This is a genomic window from Microbulbifer mixtoriginis (SeqCode) (assembly GCF_052467515.1).
In genome coordinates this window covers 3,880,385-3,892,500 of sequence record NZ_CP174314.1, presented here as the reverse complement: position 1 = coordinate 3,892,500, position 12,116 = coordinate 3,880,385, and the positions used below count along the sequence as shown (strand labels likewise).

At 51.4% G+C, this 12,116-nt stretch carries 8 protein-coding genes and 2 rRNA genes (1 of these 10 cut by a window edge); 3 read left to right on the top strand and 7 right to left on the bottom strand.

All coding sequences use genetic code 11. The features are described from left to right. A 23S ribosomal RNA gene (locus tag ACJJIT_RS16700) occupies positions 1-1,874 on the top strand (it extends 1,007 nt beyond the left edge of the window). A 207-nt stretch (positions 1,875-2,081) separates the two neighbouring features. Next, a 5S ribosomal RNA gene (rrf, locus tag ACJJIT_RS16695) occupies positions 2,082-2,197 on the top strand. A 768-nt stretch (positions 2,198-2,965) separates the two neighbouring features. Here the strand turns inward: rrf and ACJJIT_RS16690 are convergent. The 5 genes from ACJJIT_RS16690 to ACJJIT_RS16670 all read right to left on the bottom strand — a co-directional run bounded on the left by ACJJIT_RS16690 (position 2,966) and on the right by ACJJIT_RS16670 (position 7,799). Then, positions 2,966-4,378, bottom strand: a complete 1,413-nt coding sequence (locus tag ACJJIT_RS16690) for a M20/M25/M40 family metallo-hydrolase (protein WP_444899111.1) — start codon at positions 4,376-4,378, stop codon at positions 2,966-2,968. A gap of 29 nt (positions 4,379-4,407) precedes the next feature. Further along, positions 4,408-4,758, bottom strand: a complete 351-nt coding sequence (locus ACJJIT_RS16685; protein ID WP_444887994.1) for a hypothetical protein — start codon at positions 4,756-4,758, stop codon at positions 4,408-4,410. 3 nt (positions 4,759-4,761) lie between these two features. Then, on the bottom strand, positions 4,762-5,541 hold the full coding sequence (locus ACJJIT_RS16680; protein ID WP_444899110.1) for a TSUP family transporter: 780 nt from the start codon (positions 5,539-5,541) through the stop codon (positions 4,762-4,764). Further along, on the bottom strand, positions 5,513-6,145 hold the full coding sequence (locus ACJJIT_RS16675) for a lysophospholipid acyltransferase family protein (protein ID WP_444899109.1): 633 nt from the start codon (positions 6,143-6,145) through the stop codon (positions 5,513-5,515). Before ACJJIT_RS16675 ends, ACJJIT_RS16680 begins: the two co-directional genes overlap by 29 nt. Before the next feature lie 70 nt (positions 6,146-6,215). Then, on the bottom strand, positions 6,216-7,799 hold the full coding sequence (locus ACJJIT_RS16670) for a peptide chain release factor 3 (protein WP_444883737.1): 1,584 nt from the start codon (positions 7,797-7,799) through the stop codon (positions 6,216-6,218). Between the two features lie 283 nt (positions 7,800-8,082). On the opposite strand from ACJJIT_RS16670, the gene ACJJIT_RS16665 reads away from it, so the two are divergent. Beyond that, on the top strand, positions 8,083-9,846 hold the full coding sequence (locus ACJJIT_RS16665; RefSeq protein WP_444899108.1) for an aminopeptidase P family protein: 1,764 nt from the start codon (positions 8,083-8,085) through the stop codon (positions 9,844-9,846). Positions 9,847-9,929: 83 nt separating this feature from the next. Here the strand turns inward: ACJJIT_RS16665 and ACJJIT_RS16660 are convergent, their stop codons facing one another. Next, a complete protein-coding gene (locus ACJJIT_RS16660) occupies positions 9,930-10,601 on the bottom strand; it encodes a response regulator (protein ID WP_444891706.1) in 672 nt (223 codons plus the stop codon). Between the two features lie 5 nt (positions 10,602-10,606). Continuing rightward, positions 10,607-12,049 (bottom strand): ATP-binding protein, encoded by a 1,443-nt coding sequence (locus ACJJIT_RS16655; RefSeq protein ID WP_444899107.1) that lies wholly within the window; start codon positions 12,047-12,049, stop codon positions 10,607-10,609. Between the last annotated feature and the right edge of the window lie 67 nt (positions 12,050-12,116).

The following is a 12,116-nucleotide window of genomic DNA, read 5'->3' as shown; positions in this document are numbered from 1 at the left end:
GAAACGATGTGGGAAGGCCCAGACAGCTAGGAGGTTGGCTTAGAAGCAGCCATCCTTTAAAGAAAGCGTAATAGCTCACTAGTCGAGTCGGCCTGCGCGGAAGATATACCGGGGCTAAAACTGGTAACCGAAGCTGCGGATGCTCTTAGGAGCATGGTAGAGGAGCGTTGTGTAAGCCGTTGAAGGTGGATCGGGAGGTCTGCTGGAGGTATCACAAGTGCGAATGCTGACATGAGTAACGACAAGGGAGGTGAAAAACCTCCCCGCCGGAAGACCAAGGGTTCCTGTCCAACGCTAATCGGGACAGGGTTAGTCGACCCCTAAGGCGAGGGCGAAAGCCGTAGTCGATGGGAAACAGGTTAATATTCCTGTACTCGCTATTGCTGCGACGGAGTGACGGAGAAGGCTAGGCCAGCATGGCGATTGGTTGTCCATGTTTAAGGTTGTAGGCTGGGGACTTAGGCAAATCCGGGTCCCTAAGGCTGAGAATTGATGACGAAGCCCACTTGTGGGTGAAGTGGTTGATGCCCTGCTTCCAGGAAAAACTTCTAAGCTTCAGGCAATAGTGAATCGTACTCTAAACCGACACAGGTGGTCAGGTAGAGAATACCAAGGCGCTTGAGAGAACTCTGGTGAAGGAACTAGGCAAAATGGTACCGTAACTTCGGGAGAAGGTACGCCGGTTTTGGTGATGGGACTTGCTCCCTAAGCTGAGGCCGGTCGAAGTGACCAGGTGGCTGCGACTGTTTATTAAAAACATAGCACTCTGCAAACTCGTAAGAGGACGTATAGGGTGTGACGCCTGCCCGGTGCCGGAAGGTTAATTGATGGGGTTAGCTTCGGCGAAGCTCTTGATCGAAGCCCCGGTAAACGGCGGCCGTAACTATAACGGTCCTAAGGTAGCGAAATTCCTTGTCGGGTAAGTTCCGACCTGCACGAATGGCGTAACGATGGCCACGCTGTCTCCACCAGAGACTCAGTGAAATTGAAATCGCTGTTAAGATGCAGTGTACCCGCGGCTAGACGGAAAGACCCCGTGAACCTTTACTACAGCTTTGCACTGAACTTTGAGCCTACTTGTGTAGGATAGGTGGGAGGCTTTGAAGCAGTAACGCTAGTTACTGTGGAGCCGTCCTTGAAATACCACCCTGGTATGTTTGAGGTTCTAACTCTGGTCCGTTATCCGGATCGAGGACAGTGTATGGTGGGTAGTTTGACTGGGGCGGTCTCCTCCCAAAGAGTAACGGAGGAGTACGAAGGTGCACTCAGCATGGTCGGAAATCATGCAATGAGCATAATGGTATAAGTGCGCTTGACTGCGAGACAGACATGTCGAGCAGGTACGAAAGTAGGTCATAGTGATCCGGTGGTTCTGTATGGAAGGGCCATCGCTCAACGGATAAAAGGTACTCCGGGGATAACAGGCTGATACCGCCCAAGAGTTCACATCGACGGCGGTGTTTGGCACCTCGATGTCGGCTCATCACATCCTGGGGCTGAAGCCGGTCCCAAGGGTATGGCTGTTCGCCATTTAAAGTGGTACGCGAGCTGGGTTTAGAACGTCGTGAGACAGTTCGGTCCCTATCTGCCGTGGGCGTTGGAAATTTGAGAAGAGTTGCTCCTAGTACGAGAGGACCGGAGTGAACGAACCTCTGGTGTTCGGGTTGTCACGCCAGTGGCATTGCCCGGTAGCTATGTTCGGACGGGATAACCGCTGAAAGCATCTAAGCGGGAAGCCTCCTTCAAGATTAGATTTCCCTGACTCCTTGAGAGTCCTAAAGGGCCGTGGAAGACTACCACGTTGATAGGCTGGGTGTGGAAGCGTTGTGAGGCGTTGAGCTAACCAGTACTAATTGCCCGTGCGGCTTGACCATACAACAGAGATGGTTACTAACGACTAGCTAAGCTAGCGGATTGTGGAATGAAAGACACACAATGATCGCTTGCGGTGTATTACTACAGATTGTTTTACCGACTTATTTGGGGTTATCGCCGGTCAACAACATGACCGAGGCAAACAGCGATAACGCGGCAGGCCAAGCAGATTGCTTATAAGACCAACGCCAACCCAAGCCAGTTTGCCTGACGACAATAGAGTTGTGGAACCACCTGATCCCTTGCCGAACTCAGAAGTGAAACGCAACATCGCCGATGGTAGTGTGGGGCTTCCCCATGTGAGAGTAGGTCATCGTCAGGCTTCTAATCCGAAAGGGCCACCCAACAGGGTGGCCCTTTTTTTATGTACAAAAAAATTGAATGCATAAAAAAATAAAAACAGAGAATAAAAAATAAAAAGCCCAATCGAATTTTTACTCGCAACACTCCCGCCGAAAAATCCAACTCGGTAAAAGTCAATTAAAAAAGCGCAGACTCTAAAAAGCTCCGAGGAACCTTCCCTCCTATAAATAAAGCGCTTTCTTAAGTTTTTTCTGTAAGGAAAAAATGGAAATACAAAAAAATAGCGCGCTTTATTTAATCTGTACCTCAAACACCACCAAAAAAACATCTGAAATTAAAAAGTGCTCTTTAACCTAGAAAAATCATTGCGTTGAAAAAACGGCGCAGAAATATCAATAAAAATACCGGTGATTTTTTGCACGTTTTAATGAACCTGTGCAACCACGGGGCCTGGCGCGGATATACCGCAGTTATGCACAAGTCTATCCAGACTTTCTGTTAATAACGCCAAGCGCTGGAAAGTGGATAAATGGCTGGTGTTTTTTTGCCCGTTGAAAAGAGCCCCGCGGAAACAGGGGCCTGAGCGTGGATATCCCTGAGTTATACACAGCTCTATCCATGGATTCTGTTAGTAACAGCCTGTTAATGGAATGGTCATCAGCAGGAAACAGAAATATGCCTTGCTGTTGTGGGTAACTTGGGGAATAGTACGAATAGGGTAGTTGGCAGGTGAGGTATAAAGAGCCTCCACTGAGGAGGCTCTTGTCGTGGTTGTGAGGTGCTTAGTTTACTCTTTTATTTTTGAGGGAATTCGGCCGAGGTCATCTTCCATCTCGGTGGCAAGGAAGGACATCACCACCCAGGCTGCGACGTTCTGGCGCAGGTTCTCTGGCTTCACCTTATCGAGGGTATCGTTAGGGGTATGGTGATAGTCGAAGTAGTCGGCACCATCCTGGTAGAGACCGAAGGCAGGGACTCCTTCGGCGACAAACACACTACTGTCTGGTCCGCCATAGGATTTGTTATGTCCGCGCTCGATGCCGAGAGGTGCTAGTAATTGCATTATTTGGTCGGCAATATCGAATTTACTCTCAGGCAAACGAGTATCAAATCTCCAGATATTACCTGCGCCAAAGTCAGACTCAGAGATGGCAATAATATTATCCAGCTCGTGACGATGTGCATCTAAATACTGCTTGGCACCGACCAGGCCAATTTCTTCGGCGCCAAAGAGAACTACGCGCAGGGTACGGCGAGGACGCTTGGGGAGCTCGGCAATCAGGCGAGCGGTCTCCATTACTATGGCGACTCCGGCGCCATCATCCAGCGCACCGGTACCTTCATCCCAAGAATCCAAGTGGGCGCCAATAATCATGACTTCTTCGGGTTTCTCGCGGCCAGTAATTTCTCCAATAACGTTAAATGATGGGCCATCACTGTGACGCTGGTTATCTATGTCGAGCTTAACTTCTACCGGCTTGCCACGTTTCAACATGGCTTCTAAAAGGTTGGCATCCGGGGCTGACAGTGCCAGTGCGGGAACAGGGTTTTCGACATCATTAATAGACATCATGCCGGTATGGGCAAAGCGGTCAGAATCAGTACCCACGGACCTTAGGAGCAGTGCGGCAGCACCTTTCTCAGCGGCTGCACGCATACCTTTACTGCGCCCTTGCACTGTAGGGCCATAGCCTTCACCCGTACGAGCTTTTTCCATGCGCTTGTTGATGAAGGCTATTTTCCCTTTTACCTGTTTAGGGGAGGCTTGCAGTAGGGCTTCAACATCGGGAAACTCGACGATTTCCGCAGTAAGGCCACCTTTGGGGGTTGCTACGCTATAGCCCAGGGAAGACACCACCAGTGGTTGGGGGTAGGGCGAAACCACCTGGGCGTGGGCATGTCCACGTGTCCAGCGGGGTACTTCAATTTGCTCTGTATAAACCCGATCGAACCCCAGGGATTTCATTTTTTCCTGGGCCCAAGCCACTGCACGCCGATCACCTTCCGTACCTGCGCGACGGGGGCCCACTTCTACCGTCAAGGATTCAACGATGCTATAGGCATCGGAAGAAGCCAGGGCGCGATCACGCAATACTTCTGCCACGGACAGATCTTCCTGGGGTAGTGGCTTCGCCTGGGCGATGCTGATCGCTGTAGTTGCAATAAAGGCCCCAGTGAGGGTCAGTAGTGGTTTAAACATATGTTTATCCTTGATTAAAGCTCGTTGACTCAAGATCTAGGTTGTTTGTTAGGTGTGTTGATAAGTAGCCTACTGCGAATATGCCGCAGTTGTTCCAGCCCCTTCTCGGTAAATAAATAGGGCGAGTGATCACTGGACTCGTGCTCTTCTATTTCGAGACACTTGAGTCGCATTGCTTCCAACTCAGGATCATGGCGCATTGGTATCGCCACTAGGGCACGCCATTCACTCTCGCTAGCCTGGCCGGTGATGGCATCCTCCAGGCCTTTAATAAAGCTGGCTCTGTCCATACGAAATCGCGGAGTGCGCAGATGCATTAATGTCCAGATCACAATGACAAAAGCACAGAAGGACAGCAGCAGAGTGAGGAACAGGGTCACTTTCTAGGGCTCCAGCAGTAATTTTATCGCGATGGACATAGTAACGAGAATAACTACAGGCTTAATCAGTTTGGCTCCATGGGAAATAACCAGGTTAGATCCTAATCTTGCACCGATAATCTGGGTGCCCGCCATAGTGATACCGACTATCAGTGAAAAGTATCCACCCAGCATAAATATAACCAGTGAGGTGATATTGGTGGCCAATACCAGCGGTTTGCATGATGCCGTGGCTTTACGCATGTTGTAACCCAGTAGAGCGGCGAATGCCAGGGCATAGAAGGCCCCTATTCCAGGACCAAAAAAACCTCCATAAAAACCAATCCCACCACCAATCAGAATGTTAAATAGCCCAGGGCTTATTCTGGATTTAGAGTCAATATCAGAAATTCGCGGCGAAAATGCGAAGTAGAGGGCGATGACGATAATTAATATCGGCAGTAGTGTATCGAGTATGTCTCCCCCGACTTTGGTGACTGCCCAGGTGCCGAGGACGGAGCCAAAAACGGCCGCTATCAAGCCCGGCCACAGGGGCTTCAGTTGTAAGTGCCCTTTTCGAAAGTAGTTGAAGCTGGATGAGAGAGTACCGAAAACGGCCTGGAATTTATTCGTGCCGAGGGCATCTAGGGGGGGGAGGCCAGCCCATAAGAGTGCGGGCAGGGTTAGCAGACCTCCGCCGCCGGAGATGGCGTTGATAAAGCCAGCGGTGAAAGCCACCGCGGCGAGTATCAAATATGTGCTAAGGGTTAAATCGCTACTGAATTCTATCACGGGAGGAATCACTGCCCTCCAAGAGATCGGTTTGCATATTGTGGTGGAACCCCTGGTATTTACTGAAGCGACGTTGGATTTCCGTCATATCCTCTTCCAGGTTTCCCGTGGGATGGTAGAGGGAGTCCAGGCAGAAACGCTTGCGAGAGAAGTCCCAGGCAATCAGCAAAATTGGTACCTCGGAAGCATAAGCAATTCGCAGGAAGCCACTTTTCCACTTAGTGACTTTCTTGCGAGTTCCCTCGGGAGTGATGCCGACCCACATTTTTTCGTTATTGCGGTATTGCCTAGCTACCTGTTTGGCGATGCCCCCTGCAGAACCACGATTGGTGGGCACACCACCGAGCCACATAAAGAGATTTTTAAAGGGGAAGAAAAAAGCTTCCTTCTTCATGAGCCAGGAAATTTTCACCCTATAGGCCATGATAAAAGGCATGGCCACGACAAAGTCCCAGTTGGAGGTGTGCGGGGCCAGGGCCACCATCACTTTTTTTTCCGGAGGGAAGGTACCCTCCAGGCGCCACCCCATCAGCCGGATCAGCAGCCTACCAATAGCAGCGGTCAGGCTGTTGCCGAGGCGGGGCATTTCTTCCGGTAATTCTTTCTGCTGACTCATTATTGATCTCTCTGTCTACTGCTCAAACATCCTGGAACTGACAAGCGATTTCAGGAAACGTCCACCCAAGTTAATGTTCGCGGGTGGCGTAGAAGCGAATATCTGGATAACGCTCCTCTGCCAACTGCAAATTCACACGGGTAGGCGCTAGGTAGGTCAAGTGTCCACTGCCATCTATGGCGAGGTTGGTACTTGCTTTGCGTTTAAAGTTTTCCAACTCTTTCACGCTCTCGCTTTCCACCCAGCGAGCAGTATTTACATTTACATTTTCATAAATGGCTTCCACCTTATATTCGTCCTTGAGGCGATAGGCGACCACTTCAAACTGCAGGACACCGACGGCGCCGACAATAATGTCGTTGTTATCCAGAGGGAAAAATACCTGGGTAGAGCCCTCTTCGGAGAGCTGCTGCAAGCCCTTTTGCAGTTGCTTTAGTTTTAAAGGATCTTTCAGGCGAATACGACGGAATAACTCCGGGGCGAAATTGGGAATGCCGGTAAACTTTAGAGACTCACCTTCAGTAAAGGCATCTCCGATCTGGATAGTGCCATGGTTGTGCAGGCCGATAATATCGCCGGCAATCGCCTCTTCCACGTGGGTTCGGTCGCCAGCCATAAATGTTACGGCGTCGGCAATTTTTATATCTTTGCCGATGCGTACATGTTTCATTTTCATGCCACGGCTATAAGTACCGGAACAGACGCGCATAAAGGCAATACGGTCGCGGTGTTTGGGGTCCATATTGGCCTGAATCTTGAACACAAAACCGGAGAACTTTTCTTCGTTTGGTTCTACCTGGCGCTCCTGGGTGGCGCGAGGCTGAGGGCCCGGGGCCCACTCGACAAATCCATCGAGCATTTCACGTACGCCAAAATTACCAAGCGCAGTGCCGAAAAATACCGGAGTCAGTTCGCCAGCTAAATAAGCTTCCAGATTGAATTCGTGGGTAGCGCCGCGTACCAGTTCGATTTCTTCGCGGATGTCCTCGGCATATTCGCCGAGTAGCTCATCGGCCTCAGCGGAGTCGAGCCCTTTGATCTGGATATCGTCGGGAATTGTGTGACCCTGGCCTTGAGTAAATACGTGAATTGTATCGGTGTAGAGGTTGTATACCCCTTTAAAATTTTTACCGGAGCTCAGTGGCCAATTGATGGGGGCGGCTTGGATATTCAAGACTTCTTCAATTTCATCCATCACTTCGATGGGGTCGCGAATATCCCGGTCCAGTTTGTTGATAAAGGAGAGAATCGGCGTAGTGCGCAGTCGGCACACATTCATCAATTTGATGGTGCGGTCTTCTACACCCTTGGCGCCGTCAATCACCATCAGCGCAGAGTCGACCGCAGTGAGTACCCGGTAGGTGTCTTCGGAGAAGTCTTCGTGCCCGGGGGTGTCGAGCAGGTTAACCGTGCGCTCCTTGTAGGGAAACTGCATCACCGAGGAGGTGACGGAGATACCCCTTTCTTGTTCCATGGTCATCCAGTCGGAGCGCGCGTGGGGACCTTTTTTCCCTTTAACCGAACCTGCCAGCTGAATGGCATTTCCGAATAAAAGTAGCTTTTCGGTCACGGTTGTTTTACCGGCGTCCGGGTGGGAAATAATAGCGAAGGTGCGGCGGCCGGCGTAGCCCGCCAGGGAAGAACTCTGGCCCATATTTTAAGATTCGATCACTCGATATTCGGAATAAAAACAGGTCTGCATTATACACGCCGGCGCTGATACAAGGGTGGGGTATACTGCGAAATTGGCCTCTGAAATTGGGGCATAAAAACCATTTCAGCAGTGTCAATAGGCGGAGCTGCCAGCACTGCTGGCACTCCAGAACATCTTTTTGAATAAATTCGACTTTTCAGTCGAGTCAAGGTCATCACAAAGAACAGTGACTAAGCATGGGGCTGCAGAAGTGGCTCGGGTGCTGGAAAACCATGGGGGAAGTATGAGTCAGGAACGATTACAGCGAGTGCGGGAGGAGTTGCGGCGACAGGGCGTGGAGGCTTTCCTGGTTCCCCGCGCCGATGAGTATCAGAATGAATATGTGCCCGCAGCAGATGAGCGTTTGGCCTGGATTACTGGCTTCACTGGATCTGCGGGCATGGCGGTGATTGGCCTGGATAAAGCTGCTCTTTTTGTAGATGGTCGCTATACCCTGCAAGGCCAGCAGCAATTGGGAGACCTGCCCATAGCCCTGGAGGATCTAAATAGCCAGGTTATTGCCCGTTGGGTGGGTGATCAGCTGCGCTCGGGTCAGTCTCTGGGCTTTGATCCTCGCCTGCATACGGAGCCGGGGTTGGCGCTGTTGAAAGAGTATTTGGCTGAACGAGATATTGCTCTAAAGCCCTTGGAGCACAATCCCATTGATACGATTTGGCTCGACCGGCCAGCATCTCCCTGTGGCCAAGCCTGCCCCCACCCCTATGTGTTTACTGGTGAGCACTCCAGTGAAAAGCGCCAGCGCATCGCCACTCTTCTCGCCGAAAAGCGTGTAGATGCTCTGTGGCTGGCAAATCCCGAGAGCTGTGCCTGGCTGTTCAATATTCGTGGAGACGACATTCCCCATTTACCTGTAGCACTATCCAGTGGAGTGCTCTTCAGAGACGGCAGCGCAATTTTGTATCTGGCCGAACCGGCAGTTGGTGAGGGGCTTTTGGAGCACCTTAATCGGGAAGTGATGGTGGTAACCGAGAAGGGCCAGTTGTTTGAAGGTCTGCGCCGCCGCCACGTGAACAGGATTTGGGTAGACCCCACAATTAGTAACTGTTGGACTCTGCAGCAGCTACGCGCTCTGGATTTGCAATTGCTATTGGAGCGTGACCCTGTGACCCAGGCCAAGGCGTGTAAAAATTCCGTAGAGCTGGCGGGCTCCAGGGCAGCGCATGAGCGCGATGGTGCAGCGCTGTGTGAATTCCTAGCCGAACTGCCCACTGCAGTGGCAGAAGGTTTGGATGAGCTGGCTGCGGTGAAGCTGCTTTACAGCAAGCGTCAGCAGCGCGAAGGCTTTCGCGGCAATAGCTTTGAAACTATTTCGGGCTATGGTCCCAATGGTGCCATAGTGCACTACCGGGTGAGCGAGGAGTCGAGCTTGCCGATGGCTCCTGAGGGAATTTTCCTGTGCGACTCGGGCGCTCAATATCCCGATGGCACCACGGATGTGACTCGTACAGTGGCCCTGGGAGAAATTCCTGCACTTGCACGAGAGCACTTTACCCGTGTGCTTAAAGGACATATTGCCATCGCTACCCTACGCTTTCCGCAGGGTACCTGTGGAGAGCAGATCGATGCGATTGCACGTAGATCTCTATGGGATGCCGGCTTGGATTACGCCCACGGAACAGGTCATGGTGTTGGTAGTTTCCTAAGTGTGCACGAAGGGCCACAGCGTATCGGCAAAGCGGTTACCAATACCCCGTTACAGCCCGGTATGATTCTCTCCAATGAACCGGGTTTTTATCTCACCGGTCAATACGGTATTCGTATTGAAAATCTGGTGTTTGTAAAAGAGAGTGTGGATTACCAAGGTTTTTTGCAGTTTGAGGAATTAACGCTGGCGCCGATCGATCGAAGTCTGATTGATACTACACTTCTCACCGCGCAAGAGCTGCAATGGTTGAACTGTTACCACCAGCGTGTGCGGAAGATCATTACGCCTCTGGTGAATGAAAAAACGGCTTCCTGGTTACAGAAAGCCACCGAGGCTTTGTAATTTGATCGCTGGGAGCTCAGCTCCCAGCATCTCTTTTGCGGCTCTATCAAAATACAGAGTACTACGCGTTTACACTGTAATAATTACTGCACCTCAAATTTGTATCCCGCACCGTAAACTGAATGGATTAATTCTTTATCCGGCAGCAAGGCCGCAATTTTCTTGCGCACTTTTTTTATGTGGCTATCGATAGTTCGATCGCTGATTACCCGGTAGTCGGAATAAATACGATCCATGATTTGTTCTCGGGAAAAAATACGGCCCGGCTCACTGTAGAGAAGCTCGAAGAGATGGAACTCCAGGGCCGTTAAGCCCACGTCCTGGCCCCCGATCAACAGTTGACCGGTGTTGCGCTGCAGCTGGATCTCCCCGAGTTTTTGTTGCTCGGAACTGTGCGTACGACGCAAAACGGCTTTGACCCGCGCGACGATTTCCCTGGGGCTATAGGGTTTACACACATAGTCGTCCGCTCCAATTTCCAAGCCGCGCAAGCGGTCAGCCTCTTCAATTCTGGCGGTCAGCATAATAATCGGTACGCTGCTGTAGCGGCGGATTGCCGTGCAGATCTCCAATCCGCCTTTCCCCGGTAACATCAGATCGAGCAAAATCAGGTCCGGGGGGTGGGTCTCGACATGGGGGATGACCTCATTGCCATTGGTGAGTATATCGGCCTGGTAGCCAGCTGCTTCAAGGTAATCCAGCAGCAAGTTGGCCAGTTCTATTTCATCTTCGACAATTAAAATCCTTGCGCCCATTATTCCTACCATTTGATCCTCTCGCTGAGAGGGAGATAAATACTAATTTCCAGGCCGCCCAGGCGAGACGGGCCAGCGGAAATACTGCCCTCGTGGGCTTGGACAATATTCTGGCAAATCGACAGCCCCAGGCCCGCCCCCCCGGTTTCTCGGCTGCGCGAGACTTCGGTGCGATAGAGACGATCGAAAAGGTGAGGCATATCTGCACTGGTGACTCCCGGAGAGGAATCAGCAAAGGTGATAATAGCCGTTTGCGCTTCCGCGCGGGCATGTATTTTAAGTTGGCCACCGCTATCGGTATAACGCAAGCTATTGGTGAGGAGGTTGCCAAACAATTGTTGTAGGCGTGCCTCATCAGCGTAAATTAGTTTGTTTTCGGCCAACTCACACTGCAATTGCAAATCGATATTTTTCTCGGCAAAGGCACTGTGAAAATCCTCAACTACCCTGATCAGCAATGGGCCCAATGAGAGGTCGAATTTGCAATAGTTCAAGGCCCCGGCATCGGATAGCGAAAGCTCATAGAGGTCGTTTATCAAGCGGCTGAGCTGGCGAATTTTATCGTGCAAAATATTGAGGTTTTCCGGTGTGGCTGTGCGTACACCATCCTGCAGGGCTTCAATTTGCCCTTTGAGTACTGCCAGTGGAGTGCGCAGCTCATGGGATATATCGGCCATCCAGCGATTGCGCGCGTGCTCGTTGGCCTCCAGGGTTGCCGCCAAGCGATTGAAGTCCGCACTCAGCTGGCCAAGTTCGTCGCGCCGCTCGATATCAATTCGGGTTTTATAATCTCCCGAAGTGAGGCGGTGGGTGGCTTCGGCCAGGCGTTGGATAGGACGTACCAGCTGCCAGGCCAGGGGCAGGGCAATGGCTAGGGCAACGAGAAAAGTGGCGATGGAGATCAGCGCAAAAGTGCGGGATAACTCCCGGATAAAACCCTGTTCATAATTATTGGAGAGCTCGGGCGGTGGATTGATAGTGAGGTAGCCAACAGTTTTATCTGCTACTTTAATTGGCTGATAGAGCAATTCTTTTTCCGGTGCTGGTCGACCAATCACGAGTCGCTTTTCACTGTCAAAAAGGCTTAGGCGCGGCCCCAAGCGGTTGCCCATAGGCGGGCGATGGCCTGGCCCGAACATACCTCGCGGTGGCCTGCCATCAGGTGGTGGGGGTGGCGGTAAGCGGTCGAAGCGGCGAAAGATAGTTTGTCTGTGCAGGTCAATCCACTCGGAGCCATTCGCTTCTAGAGATTTCCAGCTGCCCTTACGACGGTAAAAGCGTTCCAGTGCCTGGACCAGTCCTTCCACATCGCGCAACTCTTGTGCACGCATATAAGCCTGAAAACCGTGGCTGAAACTCCACTGGAAAAAAATAAACATACCACCGACAGTAATCGCCGTGGTGAGTAAAAAAGCCAGGCTGAGTTTGTTGCGAATATTTAACGACATCTTTTTTGCAGTCCTTCCTACGGACAGTGGGTATAGCGGACTCTCCCGTTCCACCATTTTGGGCTTT

Excerpts from the sequence above, each read along its gene's own strand:
- ACJJIT_RS16690 (WP_444899111.1), bottom strand. The coding sequence starts at position 4,378 with ATGTTTAAACCACTACTGACCCTCACTGGGGCCTTTATTGCAACTACA.
- ACJJIT_RS16675 (WP_444899109.1), bottom strand. The coding sequence starts at position 6,145 with ATGAGTCAGCAGAAAGAATTACCGGAAGAAATGCCCCGCCTCGGCAAC.
- ACJJIT_RS16670 (WP_444883737.1), bottom strand. The coding sequence starts at position 7,799 with ATGGGCCAGAGTTCTTCCCTGGCGGGCTACGCCGGCCGCCGCACCTTC.
- ACJJIT_RS16665 (WP_444899108.1), top strand. The coding sequence starts at position 8,083 with ATGAGTCAGGAACGATTACAGCGAGTGCGGGAGGAGTTGCGGCGACAG.
- ACJJIT_RS16660 (WP_444891706.1), bottom strand. The coding sequence starts at position 10,601 with ATGGGCGCAAGGATTTTAATTGTCGAAGATGAAATAGAACTGGCCAAC.
- ACJJIT_RS16655 (WP_444899107.1), bottom strand. The coding sequence starts at position 12,049 with ATGTCGTTAAATATTCGCAACAAACTCAGCCTGGCTTTTTTACTCACC.